This is a genomic window from Rhodococcus sovatensis, assembly GCF_037327425.1.
GTDB lineage: Bacteria > Actinomycetota > Actinomycetes > Mycobacteriales > Mycobacteriaceae > Rhodococcoides > Rhodococcoides sovatense.
In genome coordinates, this window is record NZ_CP147846.1 from 5,531,322 (window position 1) to 5,548,942 (window position 17,621).

The window sequence follows — 17,621 nt, forward strand, 5'->3', positions numbered from 1 at the left end:
CTTAATCGTGCCACTGGCGCGGAGCACCGGCTTTTACCCGCCCGGCTGAACCTGCGGGTCCTGCTGCGGGATCTCCTGGAGCTGCGGATCTTGCTGCTGCTGTTGTTGTTGTTGCTGCTGCTGCTGCTGCATCTGCTTGGCGAACTCGCAGTTCGACTTGGCGTACGTGTCGATCCGGGCGCTGGCATCGCTTGCGGCGGTGAAGCTCTCGGCATCGATGTTGGCTTGAGTCTTCTGCTGGTACTCCTCGAACGAGGCGGACTCGGTGACGAGGTCGGTCACCTGGGCGCTGGCGTCGCGCACCGTGGTGAGATCGGCTGCGATGTCCGCGTCAGCCGATTCGATGGCAGGGTCGTAGTGCTCGGAGAGTCCGTCACCGTACTTCTTCAGCACAGCCTGCATTCCCGGCCAGTCGGAGGGATCGATCTCGGCGGACGACTGCGACTCCATCTCGAAATTCGAGATGTCCTCGAGCTGGGTGCAGATATCCCCGCCACCGTCTGCATTGGCCCCACCGTCCGAACCACTGTCCGAACCGTCGTCGGACCCGCAGCCAGCGAGCCCCACGGTCAGTGCAGCAGCGAGGACGACGATCGAGCGACGCGGGAACTTCATACGGGTACTTCTCCAGACTTCGGGTGGGTAAGACGTCCTCCACAGTCACAGTTACACGGCGCGTTGTCGAGTTGGCGTTGCGAACGTTGGTAAATATCCAGTCGCTTCGCGGACTTCACGTCCGGTTGGCCGCGGACGCGAACCCAAGCCAGGTGTGCCTGTTTCCTGCCCAGCACCAACCGACTTTCGGGGCGTTGCGGTTGTTCTTTCCGTCTCGCCCGGTGCCGTTGCTGATCCACAGCGCAGGGGTCCGTGTGTCGAGCGCTCCATTCGGTTTGCGTAGCCGAGACCCGATCGTCATGAAGCAATGTCCCCGTTCGAGCACGTCGGGCACTTGGATCAGCCAGTGGATCCCCTCGATCAGTGTCAGAGGTGTGCGGTCTGCGGCAAGGATGGCGGGTAGCGCCTCGTCGGGGCTCCAGTTCTCCATCTCGTCGCCGCGTGTCGGCCCGTGGACCAGGTATGCCGGACCCGCCGGGATCGTCAACGACTCGATCGGGGTGAACCGGTCGACGTCCGGCATGTCCGAGACGACGAATCCGCACACGCCCGACAACTCGAGCATCGGTGCGAGCGCGGATGGACCTACGCCACCCAGGACGAGGAGCGCATCGTCAGTGGCATCGGAGACGGCGCCGCGGACCTGGGCGTCGGTGATGCCGGCGAGCGAATGAACGCCGAGTTCGATCAGCCGCTCGGCCTGTTTGCTCAGTGGAGGAAGCGCGTACAAGGTGAACCACCTTTCGTCACCGTACAGTGTACGCTCCATCTGGATTGAGTCCTGTCGAGTTCGAACGTATGGTCGAACAGTGAGGGTCAACGGATCGAGTGGTGGCGTGGATCCTCGGCGTCGACCGTTCAAGGTGCTGACCCCTGCGGTGAAGGTCCTGATCGACCTGTCGGTCCTCTACCCGCAGCCTCCGCATCACAGCGGCACGTTCACCGCCGAGGGCTTCGACGTCCGCACCGTCGTGCCAGGCGACCTCACCGAGTGGTCCATGACTGTCGACGGTGACTGGATCGGCCGTGTCACCTACCAGCTCACGTCGAAGGATCGCTGTGAAACGGTCACGCACTGGGTTCCGAGTCGTGTGCTCAAGCCCCTTACGTCGAAACGATGAAGTTCACGCCAAGGCGAGGAAGAGCTTCTCGAGCTCCGCCTCGGTCATGGGCTCTTTGTTGTCGGCTGTTTCACCCGTCATGCATTCGCGGAGACCGGTCGCGACGATTTTGAACCCGGCTTTGTCGAGAGCGCGAGAGACGGCCGCGAGCTGCGTGACGACGTCCTTGCAGTCGCGGCCGTTCTCGATCATGCCGATCACACCGGCGAGCTGGCCGTGTGCCCGTCGCAGGCGGTTGAGTACCAATGCGATGCTGTCTTCGTCGCCGATCATGTCGGTCTCCTAGGGAGTAGTGGTGCCGGTAGTGTCAGGTTACCCCCGGGGGCATAGAACGGGTAGCTGTCTCAGGCTTGCGCGCTACCGAGTGCGTCGATGGCCGCCTGCAGCTTGACGGTCGCCTCTGCTGCGACGTCGGACAGACCGGGTTCACCGGTTACCTCGACCATGATCGCCGGATTCATGGCCTCGACGACCACCGAGCCTTCAGTCGTGGTGTCGGCGCGGACGACGACGTTGCACGGCAGCAGTAGCCCGATCTGCCGCATGACCCCGACTGCGCGGTGTGCAAGGTTCGGGTTGCAGGCGCCGAGGATCAGGTACTTCTCCATATCCTCGCCGAGCTTGGCCTTCAAGGTGGCCTGCATGTCGATTTCGGTCAGTACTCCGAACCCTTGCTCGGACAATGCCGCTTTGGTGCTCTGGACTGCGGCATCGAAATCGGTGTCGGTCAGTGTGGTTGTCAATGCGATGTTCATCGTGCCTCCTGTAGATGGCGAAACAATCTGTGTGAAATATTCAGTGCGAGAAACTTATCGAGGGCAACACCCTGCGGAGCCATGCCGGCGACCACCACGCGCCGTGTCCGCTCAAACGGAGCAGCACCGGAAGCAGGATAAGTCTGATCAGAAAAGCGTCGAGTAGGACCGCAACACCGAGGATAATTCCCATTTCCTTCGGGGGAAGCGGATCCGACAGCGCGAAGGTGAAGAACACTGCGACCATCACCGCAGCTGCGGCGAAAATGACGCGTCCGGAGTGTGCGAGTCCGTCGACCTGTGCGGCCTTGGGGTCACCGGATCGCTCGTAGTGTTCTTTGGCAGTGGCGAGAAGGAATACGGTGTAGTCCATGGCGATGGCGAAGATCATTGCGAAGAAGAACACCGGGCCCCACCCGTCGAGGAAGCCCTGCGGGGTGAATCCGAGCAGCGACGAGCCGTGTCCGTCCTGAAAGATCAGTTTCGCGACACCGAACGCCGCGGCGGTGGACAGCAGGCTGACGACGGTTCCCAGCAGTGCAATAAGAGGGGCCTGCAGTGCGACGAGTAGAAGAACGAAACCGAGGACCAGGATGATGCCGATCACGATCGGCAGGTAGTCGTTCAGGGCCTGCTGCAAGTCGAGATTCTCCGCGGGAGCACCTCCGACGAGTGCCGACCGGGGTAGTTCCGCCCGCAGATCCTGCAGGATGGTGCCCATCGATTCATCGGATGGGTCCACTGCCGGAATTGCCTGCAGCAGTGCGTAGTCGGAACCGTCCTGCGCCTGCTGGGGTGGGGTGACCATCGAAATTCCGTCGACGGTGCTCGCGGTCGCGGCGGTGGATTCGGCGTCGGCCGAGGGGACGACGATCTGCAACGCGCCGGGCGCGCCGTCACCGAACTGTGCTTGAACCAGTTCGTATCCCTGGCGCACGGGTGCGTCTTCGGGCACGACGGTGATGGAGGGCATGGCCACTTTCAATCCGAGGACCGGAAGTGCCAGTGCGATCAGGATCCCGACCGACACGACAGCGAACGGCCACGGGTGCTTGTGCAGCACTTCGCCCCAGGCGGCGAACTTCGGTGAACGGTGGTGTTGACGCTTGGCGTACGGCAGCGACGCGGCGTTGACCTTAGGGCCGAGTGCACCGAGTACCGCCGGCAACAGGGTCATCGTGGCGACCAGAACGAAGGTGACCGCCATCATGATGCCTACCGCCATCGTCCTTACCGCCGGTGCTGGAACGAGCAACACAGCCGACAGGCTGACCAGAACCGTCAGACCGGACAGGACGACGGCTTTGCCTGCGGTATCCATGGTTTCGGCGACTGCGGCTCGTGGATCGCCATGGCGCAGAGCGTCGCGGAAGCGCGCAACGATGAACAGCGCATAGTCGATACCCAGTGCGAGGGCGAACATCATCGCGAAGTTCATCGCCCATACCGAGATCGGCGTCACCTCGTTGAGCAGTACGAGACCGCCGGCGGACGCGACGAGCCCGGCAACGGTCAGCAGTAGGGGTAGGCCCGCGGCGACGAGTGAGCCGAAGGCCAGGACCATGATCGCCAAAGTGACCGGCCAGGAGATCAATTCGGCCGCAATCATGGCGTCGTGGTTGGCGACGTTGAAGTCGGACCACAGTGCCGACGATCCGGTTGGGTAGACCTCGATTCCGTCGGTCGACAGGGCGGTCAGCTCGTCCTTGACGTCGTCGACAGCTTTGACCATCTCGTCCGTGCTCGCGTTGGCACCGGCAATGAGAATTCCGGTGTGCGAGTCCGGACTGATCGTCATACCCGGTTGCGGCATAACGACATCCCCGAAACGTGAGTCCCCGTCGAAGACCGCTGCGACGTCGGCGAGTGTCTGTTGCACGGCCGCGTCGCCGATCGATGCAGTATCGGAGTGCACTACGACCTGAACGGCGGCCGAGGAATTTCCGCCGAAGTGTTGCTGTGCCAGTTCACGGACCTGAACGGACTCGGACCCGTTGGCTTGCCAGCCGGCCCCGGCGAGCGAGGTGAACACCGTCGGTGCCGCTGATCCGAGGGCGATCAGCGCGAGCAGCCACACCCCGAACACCCACTTGCGGTGGGTGACCATCGCGGCCCCTGCGCGCCCGAGCATGCCGGGTGAGGCGGCGTGGGGGGCTTCGGTGTCCAGAAGGGCGTCGGGCAGAGGCATTGGTCTCCTTATACGGGCGGGGGTATTGAATCGAGCGCTCGACGCCGTGCTGATGCAGTGGGCGTGTGTCCACTACGATGACATATACCGAGGGGGGTATGCAAGTACCCCTGGGGGTATCAATGGCGATGGTCAACACTGAGTAAAACATTGCCCGAGAGTGGGCAAACCGGTGCGGCGCCGGTATTCGGTGGGGTTGTATCGAGGGATGAGTCACAACCCCCTGTCCATGGACCATCTCGCTGCGGACGGGGGGACGATCAGCTCGATCGAGACAGCGATCAACAACGCGTTCGATCCCATCTCCGCGGCCGTGACGAACTTCGTCTTCTACTCCGTGAACATCGCGGGCGCTGACGTACCGCTCATCGTCCTGTGGTTGATCGTCGGCGCCGTCATCTTCACGGTCTCCTTCAAGTTCATCCAGTTCCGCGGTGTCAAGCGCGCATTGATCCTAGTGAGCGGCAAAGAGGACGAACCCGACGCGCCCGGGGAGGTCAGTCACTTCCGCGCACTCACCGCGGCGGTGTCGGGGACGGTCGGCCTGGGCAACATCGCTGGCGTCGCAGTGGCCGTCACGCTCGGTGGCCCAGGTGCGACGCTGTGGATGATCCTTGCCGGACTGCTCGGAATGGCGTCGAAATTCGTCGAATGTACGTTGGGCGTGAAATTCCGCGACGTCAACGAAGACGGCACCGTGTCGGGCGGGCCGATGAAGTACCTGACCAAGGGCCTCGCCGATCGTGGACTCGCCAAGCTCGGCAAGATCATGGCTGTCTTCTACGCCATCATCATCACGTTCTTCGCGATCAGCGGCGGCAATATGTTCCAAGCCAACCAGACCTTCGCGCAGGTTCGATCCGTCACCGGAGGCGACGACGGGCTCCTCGGTTCCGACGGTGCGAAAGCCATCTTCGGTATCGGAATAGCACTGATCATCGGCCTCGTCATCATCGGCGGGATGAAGTCGATTTCGGCCGTCACCGCACGACTGGTTCCGTCGATGGCGATGGTCTACATCCTCGCGTGCGCCGTCGTCATCGGCGTCAATTTCAAGTCGGTGCCGTCGGCGTTCGTGGCGATCTTCGAGGGTGCTTTCTCACCCGAAGGTGTCGCGGGCGGCGTCCTCGGCGTCATGATCATCGGTTTCCAGCGCGCAGCGTTCTCCAACGAAGCCGGTTTGGGCTCCGCAGCGATCGCACACTCCGCGGTCAAAACTCGGCATCCGGTGACCGAGGGCTTCGTCGCGATGCTGGAGCCGTTCATCGACACTGTCGTGATCTGTACGGCAACTGCGTTGACATCGTCATCGCGAACACCCAGACCTGGCAGGACCAACGAGAGGTCGTCGCCGAGACCGGTGAACTGCCCGCCGGCGGCGTCACACTCACTTCGGACGCCTTCGAGACGGTGCTGCCGTGGTTCCCGTACGTACTGACTGTTGCCGTTGCACTGTTCGCGCTGTCCACGGCGATCACGTGGGCGTACTACGGCCAGCAGGCGTGGACGTCGCTGTTCGGACGCAGCCCACTCTCCCGCAACTTCTTCAACCTGATGTTCTGCACGTTCACCGTCATCGGCACCGTCCTCTCGCTCGGATCGGTGCTCGACTTCGCCGACGCGACGCTGTTCCTGCTCGCGCTCGTCAACATCACTGGGCTCTACCTGCTACTCCCGGTGGTCAAGCGTGAACTGGCCGACTACATGGCAACTCGCCCAGGAAAGCACGATCCCGACAAGGTGGTGCAATCGCAGGAAGACGATCGGGTCTAGGCCTTCTCGTCCCGCGTCGATTGGTAGATGTCGGGAATGCCGTCGTGGTCGTCGTCGCGGGTTTCTTCCTCGTGGATGAGCCGGTATGCCTTGTTGCGGCTGCGCAGGATCAGGGCGGCGAGTGACGCGGCGACGATCGAGCCGGTGAGCACACCGACCTTGACGTGGTCGTCACGTTGGGTTCCTTCGCCGAATGCGAGGTCGCCGATCAGCAGCGAGACGGTGAATCCGATTCCGGCGAGCAACGCAACACCGAAGACGTCCAGCCACTTCAAACCGGCGTCGAGGGTCGCTCGAGTGAACCGGGATACGAGATAGGTGGTTCCGAAGATGCCGATGGCTTTACCGACAACGAGTCCGGCGATGATGCCGATGGCAATGGGGTCCGACAGCGCACTGCGCAGACCGGAGAATCCGCCGACCGTCACGCCTGCTGCGCAGAATGCGAACAGCGGCACGGCGATCCCGGAGGAGATGGGTCGGATCTTGTGTTCGAAGTGTTCGGCCAGCCCGGGGCCGGCTTCGGGTCCGCCTGCGGCCTTGCTGCGGAGAACGGGTACGGCGAAGCCGAGCAGCACGCCTGCAACGGTGGCGTGAACGCCGGACTCGTGCATCAGGATCCACGTGGCCGCAGCGAGCGGCAGCAGGATCCACCACGACCGAACGCGCTTCTGCACTGCGAATGTGAACAGCGCCAACGGAATCAGAGTCAGCCCGAGCGCGACGAAATTGATGTCGTCGGTGTAGAAGATCGCGATGACCGTGACGGCCAATAGGTCGTCGACCACGGCCAACGTCAACAAGAACGTTCGCAGTGCGAGGGGTAGGTGGGTACTGATCACTGCGAGAACGGCGACCGCGAAGGCGATGTCGGTGGCGGTAGGGATTGCCCAGCCCAGTAGCGCACCGTCACCGGTCCTGAGGTTGATGATGACGAATATTATTGCGGGAACTGCCATTCCACCGACTGCGGCAGCGATCGGCAGGGCTGCTCGCGCGGGATCGCGGAGGTCTCCTGCGACGAATTCGCGTTTCAGTTCGAGTCCGACGACGAAAAAGAAGATGGCGAGCAGTCCGTCTGCGGCCCACGTGGACAGTGTGAGGTCCAGATGGAGTGCCGACGGACCGACGCGGGTGCTCATCAGGGAGTTGTAGGCCTCGTCCCACGGCGAATTGGCCCAGATCAATGCGACGAGGGTAGCCGCGAGCAGCAATGCGCCACCGACGGTCTCCTTGCGCAGGATCTGCCCGATCCGGTCTGCTTCGGACCACGAACCGCGGGAGAACAGTGGTAGGCGGGTCTTGGGATTGGTCACTGGGAGGGTGGCCTTTCGTGTGCAAACGTCGACGAAGCTGCGGCACATCCTGAAGAAACGGAAAGCATGTGCGCAGCACTAAGTTGTTGCCGACCAGACTTCCCGGCGCACCGAACACAAGTCTACCGGGTCAACGGTGGCCCGCGCCCACTCGGTTACGACACCGCAATCACCGGCCGACGCCGATTCGCATGGGGAGGACACTGTATGGACATTCGGTGAGAGGATGCGTCGGTGAAAACCGGTGAACAGATCGTGCAGGAGCTTCCCTGGAAATGGGGGGTGCAGGGCCGGATCTTCGTGATCGGTGGTCTCGGTTTCATGTTCGACGCCTGGGACGTCACTCTCAACGGGTTTCTGACCCCGCTGCTCGGTTCCTACTGGGACCTGTCGCAGACCGAGCGTGGTCTCGTCGCAACCGGAAATCTCATCGGCATGGCCGTCGGCGCCGTCGTGTGGGGGACCATCGCAGACCGGATGGGGCGCAAGCGAGCATTCGCCATCACCCTGTTGATCTTCGCGCTGTTCTCGGTACTCGGCGCGTTCTCGCCGAACTTCGAGATCTTCGTACTGCTCCGATTCTGCGCGGGCTTCGGACTCGGCGGGTGTATTCCCGTCGACTACGCGCTGGTCAGCGAATTCTCGCCGCGACGAATACGCGGAAAAGTGTTGTCCGCCATGGACGGTTGGTGGCCCATCGGAGCCACGATCTGCGGCGTCGTCGCGACAGCGCTGGTACCGATCGACGGCGATGTCCGCTGGCGAATCATGCTGCTGTTCATGATCCTGCCTGCGCTCCTGCTGTTCTGGGTGCGCCGAGGGATTCCCGAGTCGCCGATGTATCTGGCTGCCGTCGGACGTGAGGAGGAGGCTCGGACCGTCATCGACGATCTGGTTGCGCGCACCGGAGCCGACGTCCAGCAGTACTCCATCACCGCCGAACCGCCCGTGAAGCGAACGGCTCTGTCCGGCGTGAAAGCGGTTTGGAGCTACAGCCCGAGGATCACGTCGGCCTCCTGGTTGCTGTTCGTCTCGATCATGTTGCTGTACTACGCGGCCCTGAGTTGGATGCCGTCGATCCTTCGCCGCGAAGGCTACGACGACTTCGCCGCATTCGCGGGTACGACGCTGATGACGGCGGTCGGCATCCTCGGCGTCGCGGTGTCCGCCTACCTCGTCGAGGTCGTCGGCAGGAAATGGGTCATCGGCATCTCCGGGCCGATCGCCGGTGCTGCTCTGGTGCTGTTCGCGATCATGCTCGACGTCGGATCAGCGGTGCTCGTCTGGCTGGCAGTGTTCGGGTTCGTCATCCAGATCGCGATCCCGGTGCTGTACTGCTATGTCTCCGAGCTCTACCCGACGCCGCTGCGGGCGTCGGGCTTCGGCTATGCCTCCTCGGTCAGTCGTATCGCCACCGGTTTCGCGCCGCTGCTTTTCGGTTCGGTGATGTGGCCGATCCTCGGCTTGCCACTCACCTTCGCGATCGTCACGGCATTCGTCGTCCTCGCGGTGCTGTGGATGGCCTACGCGGCCCCCGAGACCAAGGGCCGGGAACTGGATACGTTGGAGATTGGGTTTCAACGGACGCAGATGGGGTATTCGCCCGATTCGCGGTAGCCGAGACACGGCTACGGGTAGGGGGTAAATCATGCGCTTCGTCACTCTCATCATTGTCGTCTGGCTTGTCATCGGTGCTTTCGCGGTGTTCCAGCGCGGATACTTCGACAGCGCGCCGGAGAACTGCGCCGGGGTCGGAACCATCGCATTGACGGTGGTAGCCGGACCACTCAACTACGCAGGCGTCAATCCCGAGGTCACGGACTGCCAACTGCCGCAGCCGAGCGAATAGCCGTGGGACGTGCTCGGGCGGGGCGGTGACGTTCGTCGCCGTCCGAGCACGTTCGGGCCGGCGTGCCTACGCTTGACGGGTGATCCGTCGGAACCTCCTGCTAGTCCTGGCCATCGTCATGCCGGTACTGATGGTCTCGGTGGTCGGAGTCGGCGGCTACCTGACGTTCACGAAGGCGAAAACCGATCCGATCGGGCGCGCCGACGCCATCATCGTTCTCGGCGGTGAGCACGACGGCCGCGAGGCGTACGGCATCGAACTGGCGGAACAGGGCGTGGCGGACACGGTCGTACTGTCCAATCCGTACGGCAAGTCGGATGCAGTCATGAAGAAGTACTGCGGGGTGCAGACCGACACGTACAGCGTTCTGTGCGAGAAACCTGTTCCGAGTACGACGCGTGGTGAGGCGATATTCACCCAGGACCTTGCTCAGGAGCGGGGCTGGGACCACGTAGTCGTCGTGAGTTGGCGCTACCACCTGCCCAGAGCGCAATACATCTTCGGGCAGTGTTTCAGCGGCGAGGTATCGATGGAGGCCGTGCCGCGGGCGTACGACTTCTCCCTCGTCCATTGGGAGTACACCTACCTGTATCAGCTGGCGGGCTTCGCGAAGGCCGCTGTGCAGGGCGACTGTCAGAACTTGTGGTAGAGCGTCAGCCCCGATCTGTACAGCAGGAAGCCGAACATCGTGCACGCAATCCCGCCGATCACGGCGGCGGCCAGGAAGAGCAGCCCGCTTCGGTAGCGCCGTTCCCGGATTCGTAACACCGTCAACAGTGCGATCGAGGTCATCGGGGCGAGCGACCCGAGAAATCCTGCGCACACAAGTCCGACGAACCACTGAGGTGGCGTCGCGGCAGTCACGAATCCCAGAATCGTGCACGTCACGATCGTCAGGACCAGGATTCGCTTCGGCTCGCTGACAGCTCGGGTGAGGTGATGATGGAGCAGCGCGGCCGACGCCCCACCCACCGCGACGAGAAGGAGGGCCGTCATCGTGTTCGCTGCACCGGACGGGTGACGAGCGCGCCTGCAGCGAGCGCAGCGACGGCGACGACGGGGGTCACGACGATGTAGACCACGGAGTTCCACGCACCGTCGTGGGTGATGCCCTGCAGTGCGTAGAAGCTGAAAGTGGTGAAGCCGCAGGCCAGGCCCGCTACTGCCGCTCGCGGAATCGGTGCCGGCCGGCCGGACAGATAGCCGAGGGCGCTGCCCAGAAGTAGGCATCCGAGAACATTGATGCCGAAGGTATTGATCAACAACCACTTCGGAGTGTCTCGCCACTGCCAGATCTCGTACCGAATCACTGCGCCGAGCGCACCACCGACTGCGACCGTCGCACTCTCGATCAGACGGGTGGGGGCCACAACGACTGACCCTATCCTCAGTCGATCGGAGGAAGCATGCTCTGCCGGGGCAGATCACAGTCGGCCTCGGGTATGTTGACATCTGTGACGCTAGACGAGTCAGGGTTCAGCCCTCAGCATTTCGACGTAGCAGTGGAGTGGCGCGACAATGTCGTGATCGTGACGGTGTCGGGAGAGCTCGACCTGGCCACGGCACCGCAGCTGTCGGAGTCGATGAAGTTGGTACTGGAAAAGCGGCCATCGGCCGTCGTCATCGACCTGTCCCACGTCGGCTTCCTCGCCTCGGCCGGAATGTCGCTCCTTGCCTCCACACATCAGCAGCTCGACCGCTCGACGGGATTTGCAGTGGTGGCGGACGGGCCGTCCACCGGTCGACCACTGACTCTCGTCGGTTTGCACGAGGTCTTCGGTATTTTCGCCACTGTCGGCGAAGCGCTGTCCGCGGTCGGCGCGGGTAATTCCTGAACTTTCGGGTATGACGGGGTCATGATGGCAATTGCATTCGGTGGAGAAGACGCCGTGGCCGCTGCCGCCCGACCCCACACCGAGCCAGTTCACGAGGACGCCATGCACCTGATATTCGATGGCGAATCTGCTGTCGCGGAGCGCGCCTCGGCTCTCAGGGTGGAGCTCAGTCACTGGCTGACAGGGTTGCAGGTGGCACCAGAACGGGTGTACGACGTAGTGCTCGCGACGTACGAGGCGCTGGCCAACGCTGTCGAGCATGCCTATACGGCTGATCCTGGGCCAGGCACCCTCGACCTGATTGCAAAGTACGTGTCCACGACCGGCCGGATCGAAGTGACTATTCGTGATCGCGGGGCGTGGGCGGTACACGAACCCGACTCGACTCGCGGGCGAGGCGTCCCGTTGATGCACGCCCTCGCCGATTCGACCTCGGTCACCTCGGACGACGAGGGAACGACCGTTCGTCTGGTCTGGAACGCGCCTGCTTGACGGCTTCTCCAAAGGCAGGACAGTGTCCTTTGTGAGAGAGCACAATGCTCTCATCCCCGACGCTCTGCACACTCGGGGCGCCGAGGGTGGAGGCGCAGATGGACACACAAGAGGTACCTGGGTCGGTGGTCGCGGGGAGATTCCGATTGTTCACTCGTCGACCGTCTGCTCCGTGGGTTCAGCAATGGGATGCCCGCGAACTGCACACCGGGCGAGAGATGACGCTGACGCTCGTGCACGACGACGTGATCAGATCCAGAGATCCGTCTGCGGACGCCGCTCGAAGACTCAGAGGAGCAGTCCGAGCCACTGCCCGCGGTGACGTGCGGATCTTCGACGTCGCCCCCTACATTGTGGTCGTCGGTGAGCCCGGTTCGGAACCCGAGCTGTTCGATCCAGTGCAGGCCGGGGAGACAAGTACAACCCCGAAAAGCCGCTCCGTCGTAGCTTTCGTCGCCGCATCGGCTGTGCTTGTCGCCGCACTGGGAATCGGCGGCTGGATGCTCACCACCAGGATGTTCGGCGGTGACTACGGTGACGTGCGGAACGTCGTCGCGGTCCCTTCCCTGCCCACGGCGGACACTTCCCCGACACCCTCCACCGAACCAATTCTGCCAGCTGGGGTTCAGGTGTGGTCGGCTGTTCGTGCGCCCGACAATGCGGGCGACGCAGCACTGGCCGTCGACGCCGACCCGGTCACGTCCTGGTCCACCGACCTGTACCGCGAGCTATTCGGTGATCCCGGCAACGGTATCGGTGTTGTTGTCTCGTTCGCGCAGCCCACCGACCTGGGCGCAGTATGGATTTCGACGCCGAATCCGGGAGCCCTCGTCGAGATCAGGACACCGCCGGCGGAGAACGGGGCGCTGGCGTCGACCCGGGTCCTCGGTTCCGGCGCTCTGAACATCGGAAGGACCGACATCGTCGTCGACGCTCCCGCAGGCCTGACCGGGGTGCTGGTGTGGGTCGGTGAGCTTGCTCCGGTTGGAACTCAGTTCGGCGCAGAGTTCGCCGAGATCGGATTCACTCGAAAATAACGTGGTCGACGAACTCCCGACTTCGGTGATTCACTAACGAGCATGGGTGAACCGGACAAAGCTATTTCGCTGCCCAATCTGCGGGTGCTGTGGGTTTTCGTTCGACCACACCGGCGGACATTGATTTTCGGCATGCTGCTCGGACTCGTCGGCACCGGAGCCTCGCTCGCGACGCCGATGGTCACCAAGTCGGTTCTCGACGGTCTCGGGTCGGGGCAGTCCTTCGGTGGTGCAGTAGCCCTGCTCGTCCTGCTTCTCGTCATCGGATCCGCAGTTCTCTACGTTCAATGGATCATGCTCGGGACACTCGCAGAGCGAATTGTTCTCGACGCTCGAAAATCCATGGTGAGCAGGTATTTTCGAGCCACTGTCGGCAGCCTCTCGACGCGGCCGACCGGAGAGTTGGTCACCCGCGTCACCTCGGACACGGTTCTTCTTCGCGAGGCGGCGTCGTCGGCTCTGGTGGCCATCGTCAACAGCACCATCGCCTTGATCGGCGCTCTAGTGCTCATGGCGGTCCTGGACCTGGTGCTTCTCGGCACGATCTTCGTCGCCATCGTAATTCTCGGCACCATGTTCGCCAAGTTGATGCCGCCCATCGCCGAGGCGCAGAAGCAAGCACAGGAATCGGTGGGCAGGCTCGGGGGACGCCTGGACGGTGCGCTGCGGGCCATTCGAACCGTCAAGTCCTCCCGCGCCGAGCAGCGGGAATTCGACAGGGTGATCGCCGACGCCCGAGACTCTGCCGAACACAGTGTGCGGGCGGTGCGTACGTCCGCGCTGGCGTGGACGGTCGCGGGCGGCGGGATACAACTGGCGATCATCGGCATTCTCGGCATAGGTGGATATCGTGTGAGCATCGGCGCGCTCGCGGTCTCCAGCCTGATTGCGTTCCTGCTCTACGCATTCCAACTGATGGACCCGCTGTCATCGTTGACGACGAACTTCACTCAACTTCAATCCGGAATGGCGGCCGCAGCGCGAATCCGGCAGATCGAACAACTCGAGATCGAAACCTCGGCAGAAACCGTCGGGAATGCGGTTGCAGGAAAGCATGATTCGATTCTGAGCTTTCGGGGTGTGACAGCGCGCTACCGGCCCGGTGGCGCACCCGCTGTCGAGGAAATCTCGTTCGACGTACCCGCGGCCGGTCACACGGCGATCGTCGGGCCGTCGGGAGCGGGCAAGACCAGCGTGTTCTCGCTCATCCTACGGTTTCTCGAGCCGGTCGACGGTGAAATATTGCTTGGGGGAACGTCGTACGCAGACCTGTCCAACGACGACGTCCGCAGTGCGCTCGCCTACGTCGAACAGGAGACACCGACGATCCCGGGGACCGTCCGAGAGAACCTTCTGTTCACACATCCCGAAGCATCGGAAGCCGATATCTGGCGGGCGTTGGACTCGGTGCACCTCGGTCGTGCCGTGCGGGAACTGCCGGACGGGCTCGACACCGATCTCGTCGGGTCCACCGTCTCCGGGGGTCAACGGCAGCGAATTGCGTTGGCGAGGGCGATCGTTCGAAGTCCGCAGGTGCTGCTGCTCGACGAGGCGACCGCGCAGGTGGACGGCAGGACCGAAGCCGCGATCCACGACGTCATTCGCTCCATCGCGTCGACCCGCGCCGTCGTGACCATCGCGCACCGGCTGTCCACCGTGCTGGATGCCGACACCATCCTGGTGATGGAGGACGGCCGAATCAGGGCCAGGGGGACCCACGCGGAGCTGCTGCAGTCGGATTCGCTGTACCGGGAGTTGGTCGAGGCGCTGCGGATCGGGGATTCTGCGGTGGTTCGGTGACTTCGCCCCCAATCACATGAGCGGCTCCGCCCCAGTGGCGTGAGCGGCTCCGCCGCAGTGGCACGGTTAAGTGTCCTCCCGTGCACTTAACCGCGCCACTGGCGGCGGAGCCGCCGGGCAAGGCCAGGCTCACAACGCGCTTAGCTCCCTCCGCAACGTGGATTCGGTGTGCCGGATCGCCTGGCCGACAACCGGTTCGACCAGGGCGCCCAGTGCTCGGCCGGCGAGCCCACCCGGGAAGTTGTAGGCGAAGTCGACGTTCAATCTGGTCCCACCATCCGGTGTGTCCTCGAACGACCACTTCGAGACCGTCGAGAACCCTTCGACCGAGGACAGTGTCAGCGATCGATTCTCGATCCACTCGGTGACGCGGAGTGTGGATCGGAGCGTTTTCGGACCGATCTGCATCTCGGCGGAGTAGACGGCATCGAGGCCGTGGTCGATGTCGCCGATGGGTTCGAACGATCGGATGCCGAACATCCACTTGGGCACGGACCTGTAGTCGTCGACGTATGCGAACGCACGCGAGCGTGGGACGTCGGCTACGGCGGAGTGTTCGATGACGGGCATGATGTCGAATAGTACATGTAACTGGTTTTTACACATATATCTGGAACTGTCTCAGTGGTGGACCGAGTCCTTGGTCGACGCGAACGCAGGGCCGGCGAGGAACCAGATTCCGAGAATCAAGCCGAGCGGAGCGATATTGCCCACGAGCGCCGAGAACTGCTCGCCCGACGCGACCGTGAAGGCAAGCCCGAGCAGCACCAGCGCGGCGATACCGCACGCCACGACTGCCCGGAACCAGTCCTCCCACAGGTAGCGGCGGTACTCGTCGGTCCCCTTCTCGATCTTCGCCGGTGCTGGACCGCCGAAGAATCGGTGGGCAACGCGCACGTCCACCCAGCGAATCAATGCGGGACCGAAGCCGACACTGAAGCCGAGGTAGTACGCGGCGAGGTGGTGCACCCCGCCCACGGGCGTTCCGCTGGACAGATCGAAGGCGACCGCGATGATCAGCACGACGTCCAGGACCGGCACCGATGCAAGGATCCACGTCGCCGCTCGACGCCTACGCAGGACGTACCGAACGAGCAATCCGACGGCTATCAGTGCCCAGAAACCGAGTTCACACAGGGCGATGACGATTGCGACTGCATTCATACGTGCATGTTCGCTTCAGATGCCCGGCTCGCACATCGGCTGACCGGGCGAGAGGAGGGTCATCCTTTAGGAGGACCGGCGGCTCAGCGGGTCGTCGACGTCGGAGTCTCGGAGCTGTCGTCCTCTGCTTCCGGCTCCTCGGACTGTGTTGGCACGTCCGTGGTGGTTCGTCCACGCGGAGCTCTGGTGGTCGATTCGTCCGACTTCGATGGTGTCGTGGTCACTGCGGTGGTGGTGGTCGGCTTGGGTGTGGTCGGCGTCGCAACCCGCCAGGTCGGCGACGGCGGAACGGTGATCACCGAGGAGCTCGTCGCCGTGACTGCGACGCTGAGGTCCGAGCGCAACGCGGGCGGCTGGACCTTGTCGCCTCCGTCGTCGAAGGCACCGCCGAGGGCGCCTATGGTCAGTCCAGCTACAACAGCGACTCCGGCGATTGCCACCGTCGAAATCGCGATGACTTTGTCGCGCATCGTTGTTCGGCCTTGTTCTCGAGGTGCCGCGTCGGTCTCAGCGGCGCTGATGCGAGAACGCTACCGTAGGACGCCCGGTGTTCGCTCAGCTAGGCAACCGCATCCTGCGTCGACGCGCCTCGTCCACCGCCGAAGCGGTGCTCCCAGACATTGCCTACAAGACGGTGGCCCTGCCATCGACGGCCGCCGAGTGTCTTGCTCAGTTCGGTAGTCTGCCGCACTGCCCACGTCATGGCTTTGCTGTCGGAAGGAAGCTCGGCTTCGGCGAGTACTTCGTCGTCGTCGGTTCGCAACTGATACATCGGCATGGTGCACATCATGCATCACGCCGCGCGAAATGTCTTGTGCGACAGCGATACGGACCGGCTGCGTCGCCGTTATCGCCACTGCAGCGCTCGGTCTGTCGTTCGATCGCCGTACAAACGGGCCGAACGTCAGAGTAGGTGCAGGATCCTGGGCACGGCGTCGGCGATCTGCTGGCCGATCTGCTCGTACATCTCCAGCTCACGTCGGTACGGATCGTCGATGTCCAATGTGGTGACCGTGTGCCGTGAGCGAGCATCGGCGATCTCGGCGATCGTCTGCGCACCGGATGCCTCGGCAAGCGCGACAGCCTCGAGGAGAGTGAACGTCGTGCGAAGTTTGCGCGGTGCGACTGCCAACACGGCATCGCGGTGGCGAGCCGTCATCGTCAGGATGAGATCTGCGCCGTCGGCGATTTTCGGGGTGATGCGACGCGCGACGAACCCGTCGGAATCACCGCCCAGTTGATGCAGGACGGTCGCGGCGTCGGGATCCATCTCGTGTCCGGTCAGCCCATGCGTACCCGCGCTGGAGGACGTCAGCTCCTGACCGCGTTCGCGCGCATACGCCACGGTCAGTCGTTCGGCCGTGGGTGAGCGGCAGATATTCCCGGTACAGACGAAGAGGACGTGCACGCGGGCCAGACTAGTGGGTGGCGATTTCCCGACGGGAGCCTGACGCGAAACCGGCGCCGGATGGGGCCTGTACCGGGCCCGCATACCGGTGAGAGACCCGAAACCGGATCATCGTCGTGTGGACGCGCGGCAAGCGGACTGCAGGCATCCTGAACCGGCAAAAAACAACTGTGATCGCATTCAGTCAGCGCTCACGCTACAGTGATGCCGAGCGGGGGCTTCGAGATTGGATCGTTACATATCCTGTCGGCGAGTCCCTTCGCACGTC

23 protein-coding genes are annotated in these 17,621 nt (G+C 63.2%); 10 read left to right on the forward strand and 13 right to left on the reverse strand.

Translation table 11 applies throughout. The features are described 5' to 3' along the window. Nucleotides 1-33 precede the first annotated feature (33 nt). Both WDS16_RS25885 and WDS16_RS25890 read right to left on the reverse strand, forming a co-directional pair. Nucleotides 34-615 carry a hypothetical protein gene (locus tag WDS16_RS25885; RefSeq protein ID WP_338888866.1) on the reverse strand — a complete coding sequence of 194 codons (582 nt, stop codon included), beginning with the start codon at nt 613-615 and terminating at the stop codon, nt 34-36. A gap of 115 nt (nt 616-730) precedes the next feature. Continuing rightward, complete coding sequence (locus tag WDS16_RS25890) at nt 731-1,384, reverse strand: DUF5701 family protein (protein WP_338888867.1); 654 nt, start codon at nt 1,382-1,384, stop codon at nt 731-733. A 40-nt stretch (nt 1,385-1,424) separates the two neighbouring features. Between WDS16_RS25890 and WDS16_RS25895 the strand changes: the two genes are divergently transcribed. Continuing rightward, nucleotides 1,425-1,736 (forward strand): hypothetical protein, encoded by a 312-nt coding sequence (locus WDS16_RS25895; protein ID WP_338888869.1) that lies wholly within the window; start codon nt 1,425-1,427, stop codon nt 1,734-1,736. A 3-nt stretch (nt 1,737-1,739) separates the two neighbouring features. On the opposite strand, the gene WDS16_RS25900 is transcribed toward WDS16_RS25895, so the two are convergent. The 3 genes from WDS16_RS25900 to WDS16_RS25910 all read right to left on the reverse strand — a co-directional run bounded on the left by WDS16_RS25900 (nt 1,740) and on the right by WDS16_RS25910 (nt 4,679). Continuing rightward, on the reverse strand, nt 1,740-2,009 hold the full coding sequence (locus WDS16_RS25900; RefSeq protein WP_121109931.1) for a metal-sensitive transcriptional regulator: 270 nt from the start codon (nt 2,007-2,009) through the stop codon (nt 1,740-1,742). 71 nt (nt 2,010-2,080) lie between these two features. Continuing rightward, nucleotides 2,081-2,491 carry a DUF302 domain-containing protein gene (locus WDS16_RS25905; protein WP_338888874.1) on the reverse strand — a complete coding sequence of 137 codons (411 nt, stop codon included), beginning with the start codon at nt 2,489-2,491 and terminating at the stop codon, nt 2,081-2,083. A gap of 40 nt (nt 2,492-2,531) precedes the next feature. Then, a complete protein-coding gene (locus WDS16_RS25910; RefSeq protein ID WP_338888876.1) occupies nt 2,532-4,679 on the reverse strand; it encodes an MMPL family transporter in 2,148 nt (715 codons plus the stop codon). 208 nt (nt 4,680-4,887) lie between these two features. On the opposite strand from WDS16_RS25910, the gene WDS16_RS25915 reads away from it, so the two are divergent. Next, a complete protein-coding gene (locus WDS16_RS25915) occupies nt 4,888-6,117 on the forward strand; it encodes an amino acid carrier protein (RefSeq protein ID WP_338888878.1) in 1,230 nt (409 codons plus the stop codon). Next, nucleotides 6,090-6,452, forward strand: coding sequence for an alanine:cation symporter family protein (locus WDS16_RS25920; RefSeq protein WP_338888880.1), 363 nt, complete (start codon nt 6,090-6,092; stop codon nt 6,450-6,452). Before WDS16_RS25915 ends, WDS16_RS25920 begins: the two co-directional genes overlap by 28 nt. Here the strand turns inward: WDS16_RS25920 and nhaA are convergent. After that, nucleotides 6,449-7,768: a Na+/H+ antiporter NhaA gene (nhaA, locus tag WDS16_RS25925; RefSeq protein WP_422395721.1), complete on the reverse strand. Its 1,320-nt coding sequence runs from the start codon at nt 7,766-7,768 to the stop codon at nt 6,449-6,451. The two genes, WDS16_RS25920 and nhaA, sit on opposite strands and share 4 nt — an antisense overlap. A gap of 234 nt (nt 7,769-8,002) precedes the next feature. Between nhaA and WDS16_RS25930 the strand changes: the two genes are divergently transcribed. From WDS16_RS25930 to WDS16_RS25940, 3 genes are all read left to right on the forward strand, one after another. After that, a complete protein-coding gene (locus tag WDS16_RS25930; protein WP_338888883.1) occupies nt 8,003-9,385 on the forward strand; it encodes an MFS transporter in 1,383 nt (460 codons plus the stop codon). 31 nt (nt 9,386-9,416) lie between these two features. Beyond that, nucleotides 9,417-9,617: a hypothetical protein gene (locus WDS16_RS25935; protein WP_338888884.1), complete on the forward strand. Its 201-nt coding sequence runs from the start codon at nt 9,417-9,419 to the stop codon at nt 9,615-9,617. A gap of 79 nt (nt 9,618-9,696) precedes the next feature. Further along, a complete protein-coding gene (locus tag WDS16_RS25940) occupies nt 9,697-10,266 on the forward strand; it encodes a YdcF family protein (RefSeq protein WP_338888885.1) in 570 nt (189 codons plus the stop codon). Here WDS16_RS25940 and WDS16_RS25945 read toward each other — a convergent pair. Both WDS16_RS25945 and WDS16_RS25950 read right to left on the reverse strand, forming a co-directional pair. Beyond that, nucleotides 10,251-10,613 (reverse strand): hypothetical protein, encoded by a 363-nt coding sequence (locus WDS16_RS25945; protein ID WP_338888887.1) that lies wholly within the window; start codon nt 10,611-10,613, stop codon nt 10,251-10,253. The genes WDS16_RS25940 and WDS16_RS25945 overlap by 16 nt on opposite strands. Continuing rightward, the gene (locus tag WDS16_RS25950) at nt 10,610-10,987 is read right to left on the reverse strand and encodes a CrcB family protein (RefSeq protein ID WP_338888889.1); all 378 of its coding nucleotides are present in this window, start codon (nt 10,985-10,987) and stop codon (nt 10,610-10,612) included. The genes WDS16_RS25945 and WDS16_RS25950 overlap by 4 nt, the downstream gene beginning before the upstream one ends. Nucleotides 10,988-11,071: 84 nt before the next feature. Here WDS16_RS25950 and WDS16_RS25955 point away from each other — a divergent pair, with 84 nt between their 5' ends. The 4 genes from WDS16_RS25955 (at nt 11,072) to WDS16_RS25970 (ending at nt 14,781) form a co-directional block, all read left to right on the forward strand. Beyond that, nucleotides 11,072-11,452 (forward strand): STAS domain-containing protein, encoded by a 381-nt coding sequence (locus WDS16_RS25955; protein WP_338888891.1) that lies wholly within the window; start codon nt 11,072-11,074, stop codon nt 11,450-11,452. Nucleotides 11,453-11,473: 21 nt separating this feature from the next. Next, nucleotides 11,474-11,944, forward strand: a complete 471-nt coding sequence (locus WDS16_RS25960) for an ATP-binding protein (protein WP_338888893.1) — start codon at nt 11,474-11,476, stop codon at nt 11,942-11,944. 98 nt (nt 11,945-12,042) lie between these two features. Continuing rightward, nucleotides 12,043-12,981: a hypothetical protein gene (locus WDS16_RS25965; RefSeq protein ID WP_338888895.1), complete on the forward strand. Its 939-nt coding sequence runs from the start codon at nt 12,043-12,045 to the stop codon at nt 12,979-12,981. Nucleotides 12,982-13,023: 42 nt separating this feature from the next. Next, nucleotides 13,024-14,781, forward strand: coding sequence for an ABC transporter ATP-binding protein (locus tag WDS16_RS25970; RefSeq protein WP_338888897.1), 1,758 nt, complete (start codon nt 13,024-13,026; stop codon nt 14,779-14,781). 129 nt (nt 14,782-14,910) lie between these two features. Here the strand turns inward: WDS16_RS25970 and WDS16_RS25975 are convergent, their stop codons facing one another. From WDS16_RS25975 to WDS16_RS25995, 5 genes are all read right to left on the reverse strand, one after another. Beyond that, nucleotides 14,911-15,351 carry an SRPBCC family protein gene (locus WDS16_RS25975; protein WP_338888899.1) on the reverse strand — a complete coding sequence of 147 codons (441 nt, stop codon included), beginning with the start codon at nt 15,349-15,351 and terminating at the stop codon, nt 14,911-14,913. Nucleotides 15,352-15,402: 51 nt separating this feature from the next. Further along, a complete protein-coding gene (locus tag WDS16_RS25980; protein WP_338888900.1) occupies nt 15,403-15,945 on the reverse strand; it encodes a hypothetical protein in 543 nt (180 codons plus the stop codon). Nucleotides 15,946-16,028: 83 nt separating this feature from the next. After that, entirely contained in the window at nt 16,029-16,415 is a 387-nt protein-coding gene (locus WDS16_RS25985; protein WP_338888901.1) for a hypothetical protein, read from the reverse strand. Between the two features lie 89 nt (nt 16,416-16,504). Further along, nucleotides 16,505-16,723, reverse strand: coding sequence for a hypothetical protein (locus tag WDS16_RS25990; RefSeq protein WP_338888903.1), 219 nt, complete (start codon nt 16,721-16,723; stop codon nt 16,505-16,507). A 126-nt stretch (nt 16,724-16,849) separates the two neighbouring features. Next, nucleotides 16,850-17,353, reverse strand: a complete 504-nt coding sequence (locus WDS16_RS25995; protein WP_338888905.1) for a low molecular weight phosphatase family protein — start codon at nt 17,351-17,353, stop codon at nt 16,850-16,852. Nucleotides 17,354-17,621 lie beyond the last annotated feature (268 nt).

What these genes read in the sequence shown, in the direction of transcription:
- WDS16_RS25885 (WP_338888866.1), bottom strand. Translation starts at nt 615, where the DNA reads ATGAAGTTCCCGCGTCGCTCGATCGTCGTCCTCGCTGCTGCACTGACC.
- WDS16_RS25890 (WP_338888867.1), bottom strand. Translation starts at nt 1,384, where the DNA reads ATGGAGCGTACACTGTACGGTGACGAAAGGTGGTTCACCTTGTACGCG.
- WDS16_RS25900 (WP_121109931.1), bottom strand. Translation starts at nt 2,009, where the DNA reads ATGATCGGCGACGAAGACAGCATCGCATTGGTACTCAACCGCCTGCGA.
- WDS16_RS25905 (WP_338888874.1), bottom strand. Translation starts at nt 2,491, where the DNA reads ATGAACATCGCATTGACAACCACACTGACCGACACCGATTTCGATGCC.
- WDS16_RS25910 (WP_338888876.1), bottom strand. Translation starts at nt 4,679, where the DNA reads ATGCCTCTGCCCGACGCCCTTCTGGACACCGAAGCCCCCCACGCCGCC.
- WDS16_RS25915 (WP_338888878.1), top strand. Translation starts at nt 4,888, where the DNA reads ATGAGTCACAACCCCCTGTCCATGGACCATCTCGCTGCGGACGGGGGG.
- WDS16_RS25935 (WP_338888884.1), top strand. Translation starts at nt 9,417, where the DNA reads ATGCGCTTCGTCACTCTCATCATTGTCGTCTGGCTTGTCATCGGTGCT.
- WDS16_RS25945 (WP_338888887.1), bottom strand. Translation starts at nt 10,613, where the DNA reads ATGACGGCCCTCCTTCTCGTCGCGGTGGGTGGGGCGTCGGCCGCGCTG.
- WDS16_RS25960 (WP_338888893.1), top strand. Translation starts at nt 11,474, where the DNA reads ATGATGGCAATTGCATTCGGTGGAGAAGACGCCGTGGCCGCTGCCGCC.
- WDS16_RS25965 (WP_338888895.1), top strand. Translation starts at nt 12,043, where the DNA reads ATGGACACACAAGAGGTACCTGGGTCGGTGGTCGCGGGGAGATTCCGA.
- WDS16_RS25970 (WP_338888897.1), top strand. Translation starts at nt 13,024, where the DNA reads ATGGGTGAACCGGACAAAGCTATTTCGCTGCCCAATCTGCGGGTGCTG.
- WDS16_RS25975 (WP_338888899.1), bottom strand. Translation starts at nt 15,351, where the DNA reads ATGCCCGTCATCGAACACTCCGCCGTAGCCGACGTCCCACGCTCGCGT.
- WDS16_RS25980 (WP_338888900.1), bottom strand. Translation starts at nt 15,945, where the DNA reads ATGAATGCAGTCGCAATCGTCATCGCCCTGTGTGAACTCGGTTTCTGG.
- WDS16_RS25985 (WP_338888901.1), bottom strand. Translation starts at nt 16,415, where the DNA reads ATGCGCGACAAAGTCATCGCGATTTCGACGGTGGCAATCGCCGGAGTC.
- WDS16_RS25990 (WP_338888903.1), bottom strand. Translation starts at nt 16,723, where the DNA reads ATGCCGATGTATCAGTTGCGAACCGACGACGACGAAGTACTCGCCGAA.